Origin of the sequence: Sedimentibacter sp. B4 (genome assembly GCF_000309315.1) — a bacterium.
GTDB classification, from domain to species: Bacteria; Bacillota; Clostridia; order Tissierellales; family Sedimentibacteraceae; genus Sedimentibacter; species Sedimentibacter saalensis.
The window spans coordinates 20,427-39,626 of sequence record NZ_CANG01000008.1 but is presented as its reverse complement, the minus strand read 5'-3'; the positions used below and the strand labels follow the sequence as shown (position 1 = coordinate 39,626).

The window sequence follows — 19,200 nt, the reverse complement described above, 5'->3', positions numbered from 1 at the left end:
GTGCCCTCGGGCACTTTTATTCATCTGCAAATCTATATCCAACACCTATTTCAGTGTGTATGAACCTGGGATTTGAACTGTCTTTTTCAATTTTTCTTCTGAGGCTTGCCATGAAAACCCTTATGCTTTTTGAATCACCTGTTTCTCCATATCCCCACACTTCTTTTGATATTTGGCTGTGGGTAACAACCTTACCGCGATTTGCAATCAATAATAAAAGAAGCTTAAATTCTATGGGTGTGAGATGTATCTCTGCTTCATCAACATATATTCTTCGCTTTTCACTGTCCACGCTCAGATAATCAAACTTGTACACGCTTTCAGGCATGTGGGCTATTTCTCTTTCAATAAGCCTTTCCATGACACGAAGTCTTGCAAGTAATTCTCCCATGGAAAAAGGCTTAGTCACATAATCGTTGGCTCCTTCATCGAGAGCTTGAATTTTATCGCTGTCCTGTTCCCTTGCAGACACAACAACTATGGGGATGTTTGAAACGTTTCGAACCTGCTTTATGATGTCTATGCCGTCCATGTCCGGAAGCCCCAAATCCAAAATCATTATATCAGGATTTTCTGTGCAAAAAGAAAGAATACCTTCATTTCCGTTATGTGCTGTAACAATGGAATATCCCTTGGCCTTAAGGGCCATTGTCACAAAATTCAGTATTTTGTTGTCATCCTCAATTACTAAAATTTTAGTCATCACTCAACCTCCAAAGGGAGCCTTACTTTAAATACCGCTCCTCCTGTAACATTATTTTCTGCTGTTATTGCTCCTTTGTGAGCAGTTATAATTTCCTTGCAAATTGTCAGTCCCAGACCAACCCCAAGGTGCGAGTCCACAATGTTATTTTTTTGTTTTGTCACAAAACCATCAAACACTCTGCTAAGTATTTCCGTATCGATGCCAGCACCGTTGTCAGAAATTTCAAAAACAGCAAAATCACCGTCAGTATATGCCTTCAGAAAAACATCTGCTTCTTCCCCTGCATATTTGTATGCATTGTCAAGAAGGTTAACCAAGACTTGGACTATTAGTTTGCCTTCTACAGGAACAAGAATTATTTCATCAGGAACAATCACGTGAAGTCTTCCGGAGGAATTAAGAAAAGGAACATGAGACAATGTCTGATTTACAATGTCATCAACAGCTTCAAAATCTTTGTTTAGTGTTATTCTTCCCTCTGAAAAACGTGTCATGTCCAATATGTTTTGAACGGTTTTAATGAGCCATGCTGATTCGTCACATATGTCTGATGCAAGTTTTTTTACAGATTTTGGATCAAGGCTGTCGTAGCTTTCAAGAATAAGCTCCCCAGCTCCCTTTATACCTGTCAGAGGAGTTCGAAGGTCATGAGAAATGCTTCTTAAAAGTGTGCTCTTCAAATGCTCGCTTTCCATATCAACTCTTATTTTTTGCCTTTCCTCATATATAAATTCCCTGTCAAGAACTATTGCCATCTGATGAACTATTGCCTTAATGAGCATGTCTATTTCATCTGTTATGGGAACATTGCAGTTAACTATTTTCATCACTCCTAACTTTTTTCCTACACCTTTAATTGGAATGATGTTTATATTTGTTGTAACCGAATCCACATAATCCGGAAGTCCTTCAGTGCTGTAAACCTGTTCGCAGGCATCAAGCTTTACATAGCAGTCAAACCCAACATAATTTTTTATGAAATTAATTCCCTTCAAGACAATGTTGTCTCTGCCGGTGACATTTAAAAAACCCTTTGTTACGTCATAAAGAAGTCTGGCTGTTCTCTCATTTCTTTTTGATACCTCTGTCTGATACTGCAGCTTTGAAGTCATGGTGCTTGATATTAAGGAAGCAATCAAAAAAAACACGATAAGGATAACATCATCTGAATTGCTTATTTGCAGGCTGTGGTATGGTTCCGTAAAAAAGTAATTGAACAAAAGAACACTTAGGACAGCAGCTGTGGCACTGTATATGTATCCACTTGTAAGTATGGTGACAGTAAGAACTCCCACAATAAAGACCATAAGGGAGTTTTCCTTTCCAATTCCCATGTAGTTCATAATAATTGACAGAATTACAGACAGGGTACAAATAAAAATGACATTTGTAAAATATTTAAAATTAAATTTGGTATTGTCGAAATTATTTTTCATAACATCCTCTTTATCTTTGTTTATATTATTATACCACATTCGATAAAAACAAAATACTATTACTTCCTTGTAATAATAATATTTATTTAGTATAATTGAACAAATAAAAATTGGAGGCATTTATGAAAGTAGTAGCATTTAACGGAAGTCCGAGAAAAGAAGGCAATACATACGAGGCATTAAAAATTGTAGCAGAGCAGCTTGAAAAGGAAAATATTGAGGTCGAAATAATACATGTAGGAAACAAAAAAATTCTTGGCTGCACAGCTTGCGGATCATGCTTCAAAACAAGAGACGAAAGATGCATCATCAATGATGAAGTTAATGAGTGGATTCAGAAAATGAAGGAAGCAGATGGAATAATTTTAGGTTCACCTGTTCATTTTTCAGCAATAAGCTCTACTATGAAATCTTTTTTGGACAGAGCTTCATATGTGAGCAGCGCAAACAGAGGATTATACAGAAATAAAGTGGGAGCAGCAGTTGTTGCCGTAAGGCGAGCAGGCGGACTTCCTGCATTTAACCAGATCATTAATTACATCACATATGCGGAGATGGTTATGCCCACATCAAACTACTGGAACGTAATTTACGGACAGAAACCAGGTGAAGCGCTTCAGGATGATGAAGGAGTTCAAATAATGAGAATACTTGGGAAAAATATGGCATGGGTAATGAAGCTAATTGAGCTTGGTGAAGGTAAAATCGAAAAGCCGGAACCAGAGAAAAAAATAGGCATGAATTTTATAAGATAATATTGTATGGGTGGCTTAGTGTCCACCAGTTATTATTCAATAATTTAATTATTCTGTGTTGTAAGGGCGGACCTGGTGTCCGCCCGTATTATTTCCATAATTTTGTTATATAGGAGTAGTAGCCTCTCCTGATTATTATCATTCAAGAAAAAATGAAACCAGTCCTCCGCCAAGGGTGGTTGTTTTATACCAAAGAGAAAGGCTTATTTTTTTTACCATTCCTTCATCAAGTATTTCAACTGCAGCCGAATGCTTATCTTCTTCATACTCCAGAGAGATTATTGTGACCCAGTGCCACTTATCAAGACACTTTTCTTCCCCGTTGCATAAATTTAAAAATGCAATGGGAATATCATTGTCCAAAGACGACTCAATAAAACCAACCATCATTTCATATGATGGGCGTAGTTCTTTTTCCTTAGGTATGTCCAATACCTTAAACAAAGCTTTTCTGCTATTTTCAGCAGCGTATTTCATAAAACCATCATAGAAAATTTCAGTTGTGTTCACTCCCATTAATGTAGGAGTGACGTAATTCCACAATTCATCCATTATTTCTAAAGCGCTTTGCTTGTTTACTTTGTTTTTGTTGCTGTATATAACAATGTTGGATGCTGCCGTTGGTCCGCAGCCGGCCATCTTCCGCCACTTCTTTTTGTACCAAACCTGGCTGCAGCCTTTGTAAACAGCTTTGTTTTCTTCATCCAGGATTTCAAAATATTCGAGATTTCTCAGAACTTTTTTTGTCATAATTTCACCGCCATGCAATAGTTCATAACCATAAACTTACATTTAGATTATGTATGAATTATAACATAGATTAATATCAATATACAATGAACATTATGGAATTAACCGACTCATAAATGATGGAGCTTAGAAAGATTTCATTCATCATTTTAATTTACCTCATACATGAAGGTTTTAATAATATATGTTTCGAAATTATTATGATTTTTCAATGAATTGTAACATATATTCCTGCCATTGTACAATTATGTTATACTGCTTGTCAAAAATGTTTCCGATTAGTGTTGACTTTTCATGAATTTCGTCTTATAATTTACTTAAACGTTTAAATAAGGAATTTATTATGAAAATAACTATAAAAGAAATAGCAAAAGAAGCTAATGTATCCATAGCAACCGTTTCCATGGTCATAAACAAAAAAGATCAAAACATTACAGAAGTTACAAGGAATCGTGTTCTTGAAGTTGTAAAAAAGTACAATTATCTTCCAAACGCCATGGCAGGAAGTCTTGTAACTCAAAGAACACACATTATTGGTCTTGTGCTGCCTGACATCACAAATCCATTTTTTCCCGGTATTGCAAGAGGAGCTGAAGACAAAGCCAATGAAAAAGGTTACAGCATAATTTTCTGCAACACAGACGATAAGCTGGAAGTCCAGGAGAAATATATTGAGTCCTTAACAAAAAAAATGGCTGACGGAATTATTATAGCACATTCATCAAGCAGTGAAAAAATGCCTGAAATATTGGAAAGATGCAAGGTGCCAATTATTTTAATCGACAGGGACTTTGATTCTGAAAATATATGCGGCAAAGTTCTTGTTGACAACTCAAGTGGTGCTCATAAGGCTGTATCATTCCTCATTGAACAAGGATATAAAAAAATTGTGTATCTTTCAGGACCATTAAAGACAAGGACTGCATACGAAAGGCTTGAAGGTTATAAAAACGCACTTCGTGATTATGAAATTCCTTTCAATGATAACCTTGTAAAATTCGGCGAATACAGAATTGAATGGGGTAGAAATGGAGTCAATGAACTTCTTGAGGAAAAGGAAGATTTTGATGTTATATTTTGCGGCAACGACCTAATTGCAATCGGAGCCATGAAACAACTTAAGGAAAAGGGCTATAACATTCCCGATGACATAGGAGTTATGGGATATGATGACATTTACATGGCAAGTCTGGTTGAGCCATCCCTCACAACAGTAAGACAGCCAAATTACCAGATGGGTTACAAGGCAATGGAACTTTTGGAAGAAAGGCTTAAAAAGGCCCCCGGAAGTAATAACACCCCATCTGAGATGAAAACAATCACTCTTGATACAGAAATAATTGTAAGAAATTCAGTAAAAATTAATAAGTAGGTGAAGCCATGAAAAAAGGAACATTATTAAATTCAGAAATTTCATATGTAATCAGTAAAATGGGACATACAAACACCCTTACAATTGGTGACTGCGGTCTTCCCGTTCCGGAAGGAGTTCAGAGAATAGACCTGGCCGTTATTAAAGGATTGCCTGAATTCATGCCAGTCTTAAAAGCTGTTCTTGATGAATTGTCAGTTGAAAAAATTATACTGGCTGAAGAAATAAGGGATAAAAGTCCTGATATTCTTAAAAATATACTTGAAATCATAAATTTGACTGAAGCAGAAGAAAACAAGAAAATTGATGTGGAGTACATACCTCACGAAGAGTTCAAAGAAAAAACAAGAAGTTCGAAAGCTGTTATACGCACAGGAGAATATAAACCCTTTGCCAACATCATCCTTGTTTCTGGCGTGACTTTTTAGAATATTAACCAGGCGGTGATCTAGTGAAAGAAATTGTAGTATCCATGCAGCATATAAGCAAGGATTTTTCAGGAGTAAAGGTTTTGAAAGATGTAAGCTTCAACATATACAAAGGCAGTGTAATGGCACTTGTGGGTGAAAATGGAGCAGGAAAATCAACGCTGATGAAAATACTTACAGGAGTATATTTAAAGACCCAGGGTGAAATTTTCCTGGAAAATGAATCGGTAAATTTTCCCGATACCAGTGCTTCTCAATCAAAAGGAATAGCAATAATTCATCAGGAACTCAACCTTGTAAAGGATCTTTCCATAGGAGAGAATATTTATTTGGGAAGAGAGCCTGTCTCTGGGAGAAAAAGAATAACTTGGAACAAACTCCACAAGGATGCAGGATACTGGTTGGATAAACTTGGCCTGAAGGAAGATCCAAGAGAACTTGTTAAAAATATAAGTGTTGGAAAGCAGCAGCTTGTAGAAATAGCTAAAGCTCTTTCCATTGATGCAAAAGTTATTATAATGGATGAACCTACGGGAGCCCTTACTCCAGCAGAAACCGACAAGCTTTTTGAAGTTATAAAAGATTTGAAAAAGAGCGGCAAAAGTATAGTATACATTTCCCACAGACTTCATGAAATTTTTGAAATATGCGATGATGTAACTGTTTTAAGAGACGGCGAGCTTATCGGTGAAGAATCCATCGAAAATCTGGATGAAGATAAAATCATAGAAATGATGGTAGGAAGAAAACTAAGTGAGCAATACCCAAGAATTGAAACTGAACCATTTGAAGAAATACTTAAAGTTGAAAATTTGTCCAATCAGTTTGTGAAAGATATTTGCTTTTCTCTTAAAAAAGGAGAAACTCTGGGTGTTGCAGGCCTAATGGGTTCTGAAAGAACAGAGCTAATGAGAAGCATTTACGGCATTTATCCTGCAAAAGGTTCTGTTTACTTAAATGGGGAAAAAATAAAAATAAATTCTCCTTTGGATTCACTGAAGCATGGAATAGCCTATGTTACAGAAGACAGAAAGGCCAACGGAATTATAACAGGAATGAACGTCCGCGAAAATATAACACTTTCTTCCCTTGAGCTTTTCAAAGGACCTCTGGGTTATGTAAGCAAATCTAAAGAAGAAATATCATCAAAAGAATATATTAAAAAAATGTCAATTAAGACTTCCGGAACAAAGCAGCAGCTGAGGTTTTTAAGCGGAGGCAACCAGCAGAAGGTATCTATAGCTAAGAGTCTTATGACAAATCCTAAAATACTTATACTGGATGAGCCCACAAGAGGCGTTGACGTCGGGGCAAAAAAGGAAATTTATGACCTTATAAACAAGTTTAAATCTGAAGGCATGAGCATCATCATGGTATCTTCAGACATTCCTGAAGTTCTTGGAATTTCGGATAGAATAATGGTAATGCACGAAGGCCGTGTTTCAGGTTTTCTGGATAGAGATGAAGCTACACAGGAAAGCATAATGACTCTTGCAGTAGGAAAGGATGTAATATGATGAACAATTTTAAAAAGTTTCTGAAAAACAAACCTCTGATTGTGCTTATTGCAACTTCTGTTGCAATAGCTCTTTTAAACCCCAGGTTTCTTTCATGGAGCAATATATTGACAGTGCTTAGGCAAACTTCCATTAATGCTGTAATTGCAACAGGAATGACATTTGCCATCTTAATTGGAGGCATTGATTTGTCTGTAGGTTCTGTTCTCGGGCTTTGCGGAGCCATTGCAGCTACAATGGTTTCTTCAGGAACAAATGTTGTGCTTGCAGTCCTCACAGTCTTGGTGCTTGGAACAGCCATAGGTTATTTAAACGGAACATTAATAACAACAGGAGGCCTTCAACCTTTCATTGCCACGTTAGGAACCGTGACACTTTTAAGAGGAGCAATACTTGTATTCACCCAGGGTCGTCCTATAAGCACAGGAAATACTCCATCTTCTGAATATTTTTCAGAAATAGGAACAGGTTTTTTAGGTCCAATACCGATTCCTGTTTACATCATGATATTGGTTTTCATTGTAGCTTACTACATATTAAACCACACACGCATAGGAAGATATATTTATGCAACAGGATCAAATGAGGAAGCAACAATGTATTCTGGCATTAAGACAGCACGTGTTAAGCGTTTTGTGTATGCTGTATCAGGAATGATGGCAGCTCTTGCAGGAATTCTTCTCACAGCTAGACTTGGTTCTGCTCAGCCAACTGCAGGTGCCGGATATGAACTTGATGCCATTGCTGCTGTTGTTCTCGGAGGAACAAGCATGGCAGGAGGCATAGGAACAATTGGAGGAACAGCAATTGGAGCACTGATAATCGGCGTTCTGAACAATGCTCTTAACCTCATGAAAGTATCATCTTACTATCAAGACGTTGCAAAAGGTATAGTAATACTTATTGCCGTTTTATTAGATAGAAAACAAAAATCATCAAGGTAGTAAAAAAAATATTATATGGAGGAGTATCATGAAAAAATTATTAAGTCTTGTAGTAGCATCAATAATGATAATGTCATTATTTGTGGGATGCGCTAACACACAGGAACAACCTGCACCTGAAAAGCCTGCAGGAAATGAACAGCCTGCTGAAGAAGCAAAAACAATTGGTCTTGCAATTTCAACTTTGAACAACCCGTTCTTTGTTGACCTTGAAGCAGGAGCAAAGGCAAAAGCTCAAGAGCTTGGTGCAACACTTGTAACTTTGGATTCACAGGATGATTCAGCAACTGAAATGTCAAACGTGGAAGATTTAATCAATCAAGGCGTTGATTTAATCCTCATCAATCCTACAGATTCAGATGCTGTAAAGAGTGCAGTTGAAGCTGCCAACAAGGCAGGAATACCTGTTATCACTCTTGACAGAAGCGCTAACGGTGGCGAAGTAGTATCTCACATCGCATCTGACAACGTAGCTGGTGGAAAACTTGCCGGAGAATACATAGTAGAATTATTAGGCGGAAAAGGAAATGTTGTTGAACTTGAGGGAGTACCTGGTGCTTCTGCAGCAAGAGAAAGAGGCGAAGGCTTCAATGCTGCAATAGCTGAAAGCGACATTGAAGTAGTTGCTAAGCAAACTGCTAACTTCGACAGAGCAGAAGGTTTGACCGTTATGGAAAATATTCTTCAGGCACAACCTGAAATAGATGCTGTATTTGCACACAATGATGAAATGGCTTTAGGAGCACTTGAAGCTATAAAAGCTTCAGGAAGAGAAATAATAGTAGTTGGATTCGATGCTACTGACGATGCTAAAGCTGCAGTTGAAAGCGGTAAAATGGCAGCAACAGTTGAACAACTACCAAAAGAAATCGGATCATTGGGAGTTGACACAGCAATTAAATTATTAAATGGCGAAACAGTTGAAAAATCTATACCCGTAGCACTGCAGCTTGTTACAAAAAAATAAATTACACAAAAAAGGAGACGCAAGTCTCCTTTTTTTGTTTGATGACAAAGTAACTTTCGAGGTTGTCATTCTGAGGGCTTAGCCCGAAGAATCTCAGGTTTTCAATAAAGATGAGATCCTTCACTATCGTTCAGGATGACTGCGCCAGGGTTTGTCAATAGTCTTTCTAATTAAATGTTGTACAATATTTTAGAAAGAAATTCCTTTGAACGGTCATGTACTGGATTTGAAAAGAAATCCTGCGGATTGTTTTCTTCAAGAATCTGCCCTTCATCCATGAACAAAATTCTGTTTGCAACGCTTTTTGCAAAACCCATTTCATGAGTAACAACAACCATTGTCATTCCGTCCTCAGCAAGATCCTTCATGAGCTTTAAAACCTCTCCAATCATCTCAGGGTCAAGAGCCGATGTAGGTTCATCAAACAGCATTATTTCAGGTTTCATGGCAAGAGAGCGCACTATGGCAATTCTTTGTTTCTGTCCTCCTGAAAGCAATGCAGGATATTCATCTTTTTTATCAGACAATCCTATTCTTTCAAGCAGTTTCAGAGCATTTTCTTTTGCTTCTTCCTTTGTCTGAAGATTTAATTTAACAGGTGCCAGCACTATGTTTTCCAATACCGTAAGATGAGGAAATAAATTGAAGTGCTGAAAAACCATTCCCATTCTTTGCCTGATCTTATTTATGTCAGTTTTTTTATCAGTTATGTGGTCTCCTTGAAAAATGATGCTGCCTGATGTAGGTGTTTCAAGAAGGTTCATACATCTTAAAAGCGTGCTCTTTCCTGAACCTGAAGGGCCTATTATTACAACCTTGTCCCCTTTTTTTATCTCAGTGTTTATATTTTTTAAAACTTCATTTTTACCAAAGTTTTTTCTAATATTTTTAATTTCTATCACTTTCAGACAACCTCCTTTCAAGCCTTTTCTGCACTGCAGTAAGTCCTACTACCATTACCAAGTAAAACAATGCAACTGAATACAGCGGAAAAAACGGCTCCCATGTCCTGCTTCTCACTATGTCTCCTGCCTTTGTAAGATCTATGATGGGAACATATCCTGCAACTGAAGTTTCTTTTAATAGGGCAATGAACTCATTCCCCAATGCAGGCAGAATATTTTTAAGCGCCTGTGGAAATATGATGTAAATCATGGTCTTCTTTCTGTCCAGCCCCAGGGACATGCCTGCTTCAATCTGCCCTTTGTCAACTGATTCTATTCCTGCCCTGGCAATTTCAGAAACATATGCACCTGAATTGATGCCAAACGTGAGTATTGCAACTAATATGCTGTTGTCTATGTTGACAAAAATCACATAGTACATAATAAGAAGCTGAACAACAACTGGTGTTCCTCTTATAACAGTGACATAAAGGCTGCAGATTTTATCAAGAACAAAAAGCTTTCTGTTGTTTTTTGCAGTTGTTTTTACCATGGCAATAAAAAGTCCTATGGCTATTCCCATGAGAGTTGCAAAAAAAGCAATAAAAATAGTGTTGGATATACCAGAAGCAAATAGCTTGTATCTACTCTCAACAATAAATGTTTTATTAAAACTGTTTATAAAATTTTCTAATTTTGTCATGGTGCCTCCTGTTGAAAAAAAAGCGATAATAACAAATTATCGCCTTTAAGCATCTATTATTTTGAATGATTTTCTATGAACTCTGCGATTTTGCCCTCGTCAAGCAATCTCTGAAGTGTTGAGTTTATTGAGTTTAAAAGTTCATCGTTTCCTTTTTTGACACATATGCCGTAAGCTTCGCTGATATCCCCGAATACTACAGATTTAAGACCTTCATTGCCATTTACAATTTCTTCTGCAGGCAGCTTGTCTATTACCACTGCATCAACTCTTCCTGCAAGCAGGTCCTGGGATGCTTCAAGTGCATTTTTATATGTTTTCACTTCAGCACCTGAATTGTACAGTTCCCCTTCCGGAAGATTAACAGCATCTGATATGGCAAGGTCACCGGTTGTTCCCAGCTGTACGCCTATTTTCTTACCTTTTAAGCCTTCCATGTCCAATATCTCAGCGTCTTTTTTAGATATGATGTGCTGAATTGATTCAACATAACTGATTGAAAAGTCAACTTGTTCCTGTCTTTCAGCAGTGATTGTCATTCCCGCTGCTCCAAAGTCAGCCTTATCATTTAAAACTGCCGGAATTATGCTTGAAAAGTCTATGTGCTTAACAACTAATTCTTTTCCCATGTCTTTTGCAATTTCATTTGCAATGTCAACATCAACGCCTACTATTTTTTCGCCTTCAAAATATTCAAACGGCGGAAATTCCGCATTTGTATACATTACCAAAGTGTTGTCTTCTGTCGGTGCAGCAGTTTCCTGATTTGTTGTATTTTCTGCTGTTTGTTCAGTTGTCTTTGAACTGCAGCCTGTAGTTAATGCAAAAATCATTGTTACAATCAATAATACCGATAATACTTTTTTCATTTTTTCCTCCAAGAATGTAATTTTTACGATAAACGTATGGTATCACTTTTTGGAGCCTGTGTCAAATATTTTATCATATTTTTGTATAAATATATATTTATTCTCTTGATGTATTCTTATACTTAATAAATGTTCATTGAAAATGCAGTTTATTTTTCATTAATTCGTTTTCCAATTTTAAACTTTTCTGAATTTTTTTGCATTTTATGTTTATCGTTCAACTTTATAAAAAGCTGTGCTGCTATGAGGGAGACTATTACTGCCAGAGCAGAAAAACCTTCTTTGTTCTTTAGTCCCGGCAGCAACTGTACAACTACCACGGATGTTACTACAAGTGATGCAGACAGGGCATAGAGCATGGCACTGCTTTTTGCAGTAACTTCGCCTTCTGCAATTATTTCAACATAATCTCCTTCTTTAACATTGTCTTCAACATGCTTTTCTATGCGTGTAGAATAGTGTTTGCAGCCGGCGGAACAATTTCTGCAGTTATCACCGCAAGGGAGCACTTTTTTAATGTATATGGTTGCAGTTGTGCCTTTCTTTTTTTCAATTTTGCCTATGAGAGCCATTAAATTTTTCCTTTCGATAATTATTAAAAAGTATTAAAGCTATGAGAATATTTTTACCCTGTTTCTAACATTTCAAATTTTAAAAAATTGTAACAAATAAAAAAGGACTTAAGTCCTTTTATGACAAAGTTGTTTCAATAATCTAGTAGAGGACTACTGTCCTCCCGAAGATAACAAAATTATTGGCTTAATAACACGGGCGGATACAAGATCCGCCCCTACGGTTTGTGAAAATCAGGTTTATCAATAGTCTTTGGACTTCAGTTCTTTTTATTCTACTATTTCAATTTGAACTTCATTCAACCAGTTTATGAGCTCACTCTTTTCAAAAGGCTCCATGTGACCAAACAATGCAGTTTCAAATTCAAGTTCCTTGAACTTTTCAGTAAGGCTTAATAGCTTATGTTTGTAATAGACAGGCTCTCCGTGATGGAAATCCTCGCTTATGATATCACCTATGAATATTGTTTTTTCCTCCGGAATGAATACAACAACGCAGTCATCGGCATGTGAGCTGTCAAGCTTCATTGCTTGGGCAACAATACCACCCAGATTTATGCTCAAATTTTCTTCAAACACAATGTCAGCAGTTGTAACGTTTATTTCTTTCCTGTCAGGATATTCCCTGCGTATCATTGTATCACAAAACTCTATGTCTTCTCCGGACTTAAGTCTTTCTTCCATTGCTTTATCAGACCACTGCCACTTGCTCATATTTTCAAGATACTCGTTTGTTCTCCTGCATACAATGCTTGGTACATCAACATACTTCATGCCATATGTGTGATCCCAATGTGAATGTGTTATGACAACAAAATCCGGATATTTGAGATTTTCTTTTTTAATTTCCTCCATGAATAATTCAACATGTTTCTTCGAATTTCCTGCATCAACCATGAGAGAATATTTTTCTCCCTTTACATAACCTAATATCGGTCTGTCAGTTTCCTCATTAAATGGCAGGTAATATATTTTATCTGTTAATTTTCTAAGCATATTATCTCCTTAACTTTATTCATATCTCAGTGCTTCTATGGGATCTGCCTTTGCAGCCTTTCTCGCAGGATAGTACCCAAAAAATATGCCGATTATCATGGCAAAAGCAACTGCTGCAACAACAGATACTGGATTTACAACTATTGGTATGGAAATAAAAGAGCCTCCAATCATTACAAGCCCGATGCCAAATGCTGTTCCTGCAATACCGCCTATGGCTGAAAGAGTTGCAGATTCTATTAAAAACTGAAAGAGAACGTCTTTCGTCCTGGCCCCAAGGGCTTTTTTAATTCCTATTTCTCTGGTTCTTTCTGTAACTGATACAAGCATGATGTTCATTATTCCTATGCCCCCAACAAGCAGGGATATGGCAGCTATGCAGGCAACTGCTATGGACATTCCTCCAACAATGCTGTCAACCTGTGCCTGATCTTCTTCAACAGTGTAAAATGTGTAATTTTCAGGATTTCTGTTTTTCAAATTTGCAATGAAGTTAAGCATTTCATCTCCAGACTGTTCAACGGAATATTTTTCAGCAACAAACACATCAAGGCTGTAAAAACCGTAGGCTGACGAAAATGCCATGGTATATGGCACAAAACTATCCACATATTCATCCTGCCCCTGAAGAAGAGACAGAACCGGTGATTTTTCTTCTTTGTATACTCCAACCACCAAAAGGTCTTCCATGCTGTTGTCAATTTTAACCCGCGCTGTCATTCCGGTTGCATTTTCTTTTCCAAACATCTTTACAGCAGCATTTTGCTCAAGCACAATCACTCTTGATTTCCTGTCAACATCGTTTTTGTTTATCATTCTGCCGTAAAGCATTTTCACTTCCTGCACGCTGTCATATCCATAATCCACGCATGCCATTCTAAGTTTCACAGTGTTTTTTTTAATTGTAACATCACTTCTTAAATTTTCGTTAATGCCTAGGTATTCAATTTTATCCCCAAACCTTTCCTTTAGCAGCTCAATGTCATCGAAGTAGAAAAAGTCAGTGGACCTGAAGTCGTCAATGTTGCCCACATAAAGGACTGCTCTGTTTTTGCCTATTCCCTTGTATATGTCATCCATAACTCCCTTCATGCTGTCTCCTATTGAAACTATTGCAATTACTGAGCTTATTCCAATTATTATTCCAAGCATGGTAAGGAGCGAACGCATTTTATTTGAAAGAATAGACCGGAATGCTATTTTAATGTTCTCCAGCCACATTATATTCACCTTCCTTCCTGCTGTCTTTTATAATTTCACCATCTTTGAACATTATAACTCTTTTTGCATGTTCTGCAATGTCTGCTTCGTGTGTTACCAGTATAATAGTGTTTCCTTCCTTATTGAGCTCCTTGAATATGTTTATTATTTCTTCCGAAGACTGTGTATCCAGATTTCCTGTTGGTTCGTCTGCAAGTATTATGGGAGGATGATTTGCCAGGGCTCTTGCAATGGCAGCTCTTTGTTTTTGCCCCCCTGAAAGTTCATTTGGAAGGTGGTCTATCCTTTCTCCAAGACCAACTTTATTAAGAAGCTCAAGTGCTCTTTCATGCCTTTCTGATGTCTTTATCTTTGCATAAATCATAGGAAGTTCAACATTTCTTATAACATTGGTTCGTGGAATGAGATTGAATGCCTGAAAAACAAAACCAATTTTTTTATTTCTAATGAGAGACAGCTCATCTGTATTTTGTTTTTCTATTTCGAGTCCGTCAAGATAATATTTGCCGGTTGTGGGCCTGTCCAGGCAGCCTAAAATATTCATGAGCGTTGACTTTCCTGAGCCTGAATGTCCCATTATAGCAATAAATTCTCCCTTTTCTATTTCAAGGTTCACGTTTTTTAAAGCATGAACTTCAACAGATCCTGTTTTGTATATTTTATTTAAATTTACGATGCTGATTAACTTTTCCATAGGGCACCTATTTGTCTTCTTTATTTTCTTCGTTAAGTGATGCTGCCATGCCGTCAGTCAATGTGTTGTCGGGATTCACCACAACATTCATTCCTTCTTGAAGACCTTCTCCCCATATTTCAGTTTCCAAGTCTGTTTCAAGACCAATTTCAACAGCAACGGATTTAACAGTCTTGTCATCATTCAGGATAAAAATTTTATGATTTTCATTTTCATCCTGCAGAATTGCTCCGGCTGGAACAGCAAAAACATTTTCTGACTTGTCAACATTGATTTTGGCAGATGCAATTACTCCAGCTATAAGGGTGTCAGGTTTTTTAACAATATCAATTAATACAGGAATTACTCTTTCCATATTGTTGCTGTCCTTTTGCTCAGCTGTAGGTGAAATTCTTGCAACTGTCCCTTCAGCAAACTCGTTTCCAAGAATATCAGAATAAACTTTAACAGTCTGACCGTTCTTGATTTTTCCAATGTCAAATTCGCTTATGGATACTTTCATCTGTAGATTTTGAAGATTTTCAACAACAAACATGGCTTTTTCGTCCTCTGTGTCCTTTGCATATCTTCCTATGTTTACATTGACTCTAGTGACTGTTCCGTCAATAGGACTTTTTATGTATATTTTATCAAGGTCTTCTTTTTTCTCTTCAAGCTGCTGTCTTTGTATTTCAAGTTGTTTTTCTTCAGCGCTGCTTAAAGACACCTTTCCGTTTACAGCATTATATCCTTCAACATTTTTTCTAGCTTCCACAAGACTTGTTTCTATTTTTTTAAAGTTCTCTTCCGTTATTATATCATTTTCGAAAAGAGCCTTGTTGCTTTCATAGCTGTCTTTCACATTTTCAAGTTCCAGGACTGCCTTGTCATACTCAAGCTGCAGGGATTTCAGCTTCTCCTGCTGCTGAAGATATGTAAGCTCGATTTGATTTTCTTCTGTCTTGATTTGTTTTTCAAGCTCTTCGCTGTCAAGAACTGCAAGAACCTGGTCCTTCTTGACAATGTCGCCTTCCTTAACCTTTATGTCTATAATTTCATAGTTAAGCGCCGAAACAACATCAGCCTTTTCTATACCTTCCAAAGGTGCCTTAACAGATATGATCTGTTCAATGGTCTTTTTCTCAAGAGGTGCAACATTTGCAACAAACACATCCTCTGTCTTTGAATTGTTCAGCATGTTGAATACCACTATTACTGCAGCTAAAACAATAAGTAAAATCACTATTTTTTTTCGTGTAAATATTTTTTTCATTTCCCTCTCCTAATTATAATTCAATTTAACACTATTTTTAAATCCGGTAAAATCAAGCTTTAAATAATCCATGTTATCTTGTTTCACGGTGTTTATTGCCTTAATATTCCGGTATGTGTTGTCTATTTTCATATTTTCAAAGCCAAAGCCTACAAAATTGTAAAAGCTAATTCTGCATTCACCGTCTTCATTTTCTTCAAGCACTGCTGCTACATCAAATCCAAGTCCGAAATAATCTCCAAATGCTATGTCTTTTAATTGCCACGAACTAAAAAATGAACCCAACCATTTCTTATTTAGTTTTTCTCCATCCCAGGAATAAAAAAACGGTCTTCTCATGACATTATTATAAAACACCGTTTCTTTCTCGACGCCTATAAATATGTCAGACATACTATCATTGTCAAGATTACATGCTTCAATATTCCATGGCAATATATCAGAAAAATCTTCCCTGAAAATTTCCTCGGCAATAATCTTTCCTGCTGAAATTTTCACGTCATAAAAAACAGCATGTTTTGTCTTTGTCAGAGCAATGATTTCATCGTCTTTGTCGCTGTCAATATCATAAAAGTTATAATCAAACAGTCTTTCTTCAATTAATTTTTCTATACTAAGATTGTGCATTGAATAAATATATCCGCCAGCTTCAAATAAATTATATGTTACTCCATCTTCTTCAATGCATAACTCAGGCTGCCTTGTAAAAAACCAGACAGCCACAAGCGATGAAAATATTAAAATTGTGAGTTTCTTTGTCATTTTAACCAGTCAAGCTCCATATTTTCTTTAATTGAAACATTGTTGCTTTCTGTGGAAACAAACGAATTTGTCCACTCCGGCTTTGAAACTACAGGTAGATCAGGTTCTTCAATTTCAATAATTTCATAGTAATCTGAGTTTGGAAGCGACTCAATATCTGTTTCTTCATACTGGCCCGTTGCAGGATTTAATGCCATAACAACCTTTCTAATGCCAAGCATGTTATGCCATTTTAAGTCCGTAAGTCTTTCATGGGACAAGAATTCATAATAGTTGAAAAGAGCACCCCTGGCAAGATACGTCTTTCCGTTTGTGCGGCATACAACATAAATTTCAAGAGGCAGTCCATTTCCTATTTCAAGATAATTTGATGCAGGGTAAAGTGAATTTGGAGCAATTGTTGCTATGTCTGCAACAATAGCTGTAGTATAATCATTTCCTGCATCAATATTTTTTTCCCACATCATGTAGTTCATTATCTGAACCATGCTGTCGATTCTTCCCCCGTATGTATAGAGCATATCATTTTCTTCAGCTGTAATTTCCTGGTTTGTAAGTTCCTTTACGGATACGTTCATCAGAACTTCCTGCATTTCTATGATGCTGTCAAGAACATTAGCCGATTGTTCATTTAACATATTCCTGATTCTAAGGTGTTCTTTTGTATACTCAGTAAGCCATTTTAGACTTGCATATACTTCTGCGTTAGGCTCAACATAATTGTAAGGAATGCTTAAGTCAGGTCCTCCCCCCATTTCTGCAACAGCCTGTTTCATGTATAAAATTGTGTCATGCTTAAGTTCTGCGTAACTTCCAAGTGCAGTGTGAATATTCTTGTCAGTCCATTTTTCACTTCTCATGAACTTTGGCATTCCATCTGTTTTTTCATAATTTGCAGCTGAAGATTTTATGGTCCATAGCCAGCCTTTGTACAAATCCTTCTGCCAATCATCAGTTGTAAAACCTTCTTGTTTTTGTCTAAGCAGATTTAAATTGTATTCGTACTTGTTCCACTTTATTTTAGGCTGATAGTACTTATCAAGAATTTCTTCAGCTCTTTCACTTCCAAGAGATGCAACAACATCAAGTCCTGAAGGTACAGGACGCTGTATTGGTTCCATGAGATTTTGAAGAGATTCTGCATCAAATGAATATCTTTGGCCCATGAAGCGGAACTGCCTGCCCGCAGGGGCTGTAGACTCTGTATATTTAGGCTTTATTTGAGGCTGTGGAAGAAGAAGAGCAGCCTTAAGAAGATCATCATTGTATGAGCTGTCTTTGAATTTGTTCAAGTCCGGGTCAGCTCCGTACACTTTAACTACCATATCCCTCAATTCAAACAAACCCAAATCATCAGACATTCCTGTGTAAAGAGCAGTTGTGGAATATATGTTTTCAAAGTCCTTGAAGATTTCTTCCTTTTCCAGTGCAAGGCATGTGATTGTCATTGCAATTGTAAGATTTTCCATGTCAAGCTCAGGCTCTATTTTTGTTTCATCAAAAATAGGAAAGCCGCACAATCCATACCACATCATTGCTTTAAAATATTTTTCAAGTTTCTCATTGCCTGCATAATGTCCTCGAACTGTGAACTGGGAATAATCAAGATCTTTATTAGTTATGGGTGATTTTGAATATCCTTCTGCTGCAACTATAAGATTTGTTTCTTTTTGTGCAAGAGAAATAACTTCTTCTGGAACATCAATGGACGAGGTATCTATGTCAAGCAGCATGTCTGCAGTCAAAAAATAAGCTGCAACAGATTTAAGTTCTTCTCTCATATTACTAAGCTTTTCATCTTTGTATGCTTCAATGCTTTCAATGAGCATGTTTTTCGAAATGTTTTCAAGCTTTTCATATAGAACTGATGATTCCACCATTTTCAGCGAATTGTCAAAATAAAGTCGGTACATATGAAGTGCGGAATCAACTGTTATGAAAGTTGGGATTTGCTTGTAAAGAGAACTTTCGTACAAATGATGCATCTTTAAAGCTTCATAGCTTGGTTTTAAAACCACAAAACCATCCTGATAAATTGCAGTTTTCTGATTGTCAGTAAAGCCTTCAAACTGCCCGGCATTGAAAAGCTCAACCAAATCTTGGTTAAGTCTCACTTCTTCAGCCTGAGGTTTAAAATCCGGAAGATCATAGGGTACCTTAACGTTGTACAAAGAAATATCAAGGTTCCAAGCTGTTGGAATCTGCTTTTCATCTTCCTGCTCAGGTTTTTCGTCAGTATAGTCTTCAGTTTTATTTGTTCTGTCGGAACATGATGTTATAGCAATACTCATAACAACAAGCAGAAACAAGAATTTAGTAAACTTTTTCACTATATACCTCCCTTGATAGCTTATGCTATACAGCCAAGAGCC

19 protein-coding genes are annotated in these 19,200 nt (G+C 36.8%); 6 read left to right on the top strand and 13 right to left on the bottom strand.

Annotated elements, in window-relative coordinates:
• Nucleotides 1–16 precede the first annotated feature (16 nt).
• The gene (locus BN358_RS01535; RefSeq protein ID WP_019227561.1) at nt 17–703 is read right to left on the bottom strand and encodes a response regulator; all 687 of its coding nucleotides are present in this window, start codon (nt 701–703) and stop codon (nt 17–19) included.
• The gene (locus tag BN358_RS01530) at nt 703–2,142 is read right to left on the bottom strand and encodes a DUF4118 domain-containing protein (RefSeq protein ID WP_019227560.1); all 1,440 of its coding nucleotides are present in this window, start codon (nt 2,140–2,142) and stop codon (nt 703–705) included. Before BN358_RS01530 ends, BN358_RS01535 begins: the two co-directional genes overlap by 1 nt.
• 122 nt (nt 2,143–2,264) lie before the next feature.
• On the opposite strand from BN358_RS01530, the gene BN358_RS01525 reads away from it, so the two are divergent.
• Nucleotides 2,265–2,897: a flavodoxin family protein gene (locus BN358_RS01525; protein WP_019227559.1), complete on the top strand. Its 633-nt coding sequence runs from the start codon at nt 2,265–2,267 to the stop codon at nt 2,895–2,897.
• A 138-nt stretch (nt 2,898–3,035) separates the two neighbouring features.
• Here BN358_RS01525 and BN358_RS01520 read toward each other — a convergent pair whose 3' ends face one another.
• Entirely contained in the window at nt 3,036–3,647 is a 612-nt protein-coding gene (locus BN358_RS01520; RefSeq protein ID WP_019227558.1) for a hypothetical protein, read from the bottom strand.
• 343 nt (nt 3,648–3,990) lie between these two features.
• On the opposite strand from BN358_RS01520, the gene BN358_RS01515 reads away from it, so the two are divergent.
• Genes BN358_RS01515 through rbsB form a run of 5 tightly spaced genes read left to right on the top strand, consistent with a single transcriptional unit; the run spans nt 3,991 to nt 8,875 of the window.
• Nucleotides 3,991–5,019, top strand: coding sequence for a LacI family DNA-binding transcriptional regulator (locus BN358_RS01515; protein ID WP_019227557.1), 1,029 nt, complete (start codon nt 3,991–3,993; stop codon nt 5,017–5,019).
• An 8-nt stretch (nt 5,020–5,027) separates the two neighbouring features.
• Complete coding sequence (rbsD, locus tag BN358_RS01510; RefSeq protein ID WP_019227556.1) at nt 5,028–5,447, top strand: D-ribose pyranase; 420 nt, start codon at nt 5,028–5,030, stop codon at nt 5,445–5,447.
• 44 nt (nt 5,448–5,491) lie between these two features.
• Nucleotides 5,492–6,964, top strand: coding sequence for a sugar ABC transporter ATP-binding protein (locus tag BN358_RS01505; RefSeq protein WP_040581875.1), 1,473 nt, complete (start codon nt 5,492–5,494; stop codon nt 6,962–6,964).
• Nucleotides 6,961–7,908, top strand: a complete 948-nt coding sequence (rbsC, locus tag BN358_RS01500; RefSeq protein WP_019227554.1) for a ribose ABC transporter permease — start codon at nt 6,961–6,963, stop codon at nt 7,906–7,908. The genes BN358_RS01505 and rbsC overlap by 4 nt, the downstream gene beginning before the upstream one ends.
• 28 nt (nt 7,909–7,936) lie before the next feature.
• On the top strand, nt 7,937–8,875 hold the full coding sequence (gene rbsB, locus BN358_RS01495) for a ribose ABC transporter substrate-binding protein RbsB (RefSeq protein ID WP_019227553.1): 939 nt from the start codon (nt 7,937–7,939) through the stop codon (nt 8,873–8,875).
• A gap of 170 nt (nt 8,876–9,045) precedes the next feature.
• Here the strand turns inward: rbsB and BN358_RS01490 are convergent, their stop codons facing one another.
• From BN358_RS01490 to BN358_RS01445, 10 genes are all read right to left on the bottom strand, one after another.
• Nucleotides 9,046–9,777 (bottom strand): amino acid ABC transporter ATP-binding protein, encoded by a 732-nt coding sequence (locus BN358_RS01490; RefSeq protein WP_019227552.1) that lies wholly within the window; start codon nt 9,775–9,777, stop codon nt 9,046–9,048.
• Nucleotides 9,764–10,462 carry an amino acid ABC transporter permease gene (locus BN358_RS01485; RefSeq protein ID WP_019227551.1) on the bottom strand — a complete coding sequence of 233 codons (699 nt, stop codon included), beginning with the start codon at nt 10,460–10,462 and terminating at the stop codon, nt 9,764–9,766. The genes BN358_RS01490 and BN358_RS01485 overlap by 14 nt, the downstream gene beginning before the upstream one ends.
• A 56-nt stretch (nt 10,463–10,518) precedes the next feature.
• The gene (locus tag BN358_RS01480; protein WP_019227550.1) at nt 10,519–11,331 is read right to left on the bottom strand and encodes a transporter substrate-binding domain-containing protein; all 813 of its coding nucleotides are present in this window, start codon (nt 11,329–11,331) and stop codon (nt 10,519–10,521) included.
• A gap of 149 nt (nt 11,332–11,480) precedes the next feature.
• Nucleotides 11,481–11,903 (bottom strand): SoxR reducing system RseC family protein, encoded by a 423-nt coding sequence (locus BN358_RS01475; RefSeq protein ID WP_019227549.1) that lies wholly within the window; start codon nt 11,901–11,903, stop codon nt 11,481–11,483.
• Nucleotides 11,904–12,173: 270 nt separating this feature from the next.
• Nucleotides 12,174–12,899: an MBL fold metallo-hydrolase gene (locus BN358_RS01470; RefSeq protein WP_019227548.1), complete on the bottom strand. Its 726-nt coding sequence runs from the start codon at nt 12,897–12,899 to the stop codon at nt 12,174–12,176.
• A gap of 15 nt (nt 12,900–12,914) precedes the next feature.
• Nucleotides 12,915–14,120, bottom strand: a complete 1,206-nt coding sequence (locus BN358_RS01465; protein WP_019227547.1) for an ABC transporter permease — start codon at nt 14,118–14,120, stop codon at nt 12,915–12,917.
• The gene (locus BN358_RS01460; protein WP_019227546.1) at nt 14,101–14,814 is read right to left on the bottom strand and encodes an ABC transporter ATP-binding protein; all 714 of its coding nucleotides are present in this window, start codon (nt 14,812–14,814) and stop codon (nt 14,101–14,103) included. The genes BN358_RS01465 and BN358_RS01460 overlap by 20 nt, the downstream gene beginning before the upstream one ends.
• 7 nt (nt 14,815–14,821) lie before the next feature.
• Nucleotides 14,822–16,066 (bottom strand): efflux RND transporter periplasmic adaptor subunit, encoded by a 1,245-nt coding sequence (locus tag BN358_RS01455; RefSeq protein ID WP_019227545.1) that lies wholly within the window; start codon nt 16,064–16,066, stop codon nt 14,822–14,824.
• Nucleotides 16,067–16,075: 9 nt separating this feature from the next.
• Nucleotides 16,076–16,828 (bottom strand): hypothetical protein, encoded by a 753-nt coding sequence (locus tag BN358_RS01450; RefSeq protein ID WP_019227544.1) that lies wholly within the window; start codon nt 16,826–16,828, stop codon nt 16,076–16,078.
• Entirely contained in the window at nt 16,825–19,158 is a 2,334-nt protein-coding gene (locus tag BN358_RS01445; RefSeq protein ID WP_019227543.1) for a DUF3160 domain-containing protein, read from the bottom strand. The genes BN358_RS01450 and BN358_RS01445 overlap by 4 nt, the downstream gene beginning before the upstream one ends.
• Between the last annotated feature and the right edge of the window lie 42 nt (nt 19,159–19,200).

Coding starts and splice junctions, on each gene's coding strand:
- BN358_RS01535 (WP_019227561.1), bottom strand. CDS start 703: ATGACTAAAATTTTAGTAATTGAGGATGACAACAAAATACTGAATTTT.
- BN358_RS01530 (WP_019227560.1), bottom strand. CDS start 2,142: ATGAAAAATAATTTCGACAATACCAAATTTAATTTTAAATATTTTACA.
- BN358_RS01525 (WP_019227559.1), top strand. CDS start 2,265: ATGAAAGTAGTAGCATTTAACGGAAGTCCGAGAAAAGAAGGCAATACA.
- BN358_RS01520 (WP_019227558.1), bottom strand. CDS start 3,647: ATGACAAAAAAAGTTCTGAGAAATCTCGAATATTTTGAAATCCTGGAT.
- BN358_RS01515 (WP_019227557.1), top strand. CDS start 3,991: ATGAAAATAACTATAAAAGAAATAGCAAAAGAAGCTAATGTATCCATA.
- rbsD (WP_019227556.1), top strand. CDS start 5,028: ATGAAAAAAGGAACATTATTAAATTCAGAAATTTCATATGTAATCAGT.
- BN358_RS01505 (WP_040581875.1), top strand. CDS start 5,492: ATGCAGCATATAAGCAAGGATTTTTCAGGAGTAAAGGTTTTGAAAGAT.
- rbsC (WP_019227554.1), top strand. CDS start 6,961: ATGATGAACAATTTTAAAAAGTTTCTGAAAAACAAACCTCTGATTGTG.
- rbsB (WP_019227553.1), top strand. CDS start 7,937: ATGAAAAAATTATTAAGTCTTGTAGTAGCATCAATAATGATAATGTCA.
- BN358_RS01485 (WP_019227551.1), bottom strand. CDS start 10,462: ATGACAAAATTAGAAAATTTTATAAACAGTTTTAATAAAACATTTATT.
- BN358_RS01480 (WP_019227550.1), bottom strand. CDS start 11,331: ATGAAAAAAGTATTATCGGTATTATTGATTGTAACAATGATTTTTGCA.
- BN358_RS01475 (WP_019227549.1), bottom strand. CDS start 11,903: ATGGCTCTCATAGGCAAAATTGAAAAAAAGAAAGGCACAACTGCAACC.
- BN358_RS01470 (WP_019227548.1), bottom strand. CDS start 12,899: ATGCTTAGAAAATTAACAGATAAAATATATTACCTGCCATTTAATGAG.
- BN358_RS01465 (WP_019227547.1), bottom strand. CDS start 14,120: ATGTGGCTGGAGAACATTAAAATAGCATTCCGGTCTATTCTTTCAAAT.
- BN358_RS01460 (WP_019227546.1), bottom strand. CDS start 14,814: ATGGAAAAGTTAATCAGCATCGTAAATTTAAATAAAATATACAAAACA.
- BN358_RS01455 (WP_019227545.1), bottom strand. CDS start 16,066: ATGAAAAAAATATTTACACGAAAAAAAATAGTGATTTTACTTATTGTT.
- BN358_RS01450 (WP_019227544.1), bottom strand. CDS start 16,828: ATGACAAAGAAACTCACAATTTTAATATTTTCATCGCTTGTGGCTGTC.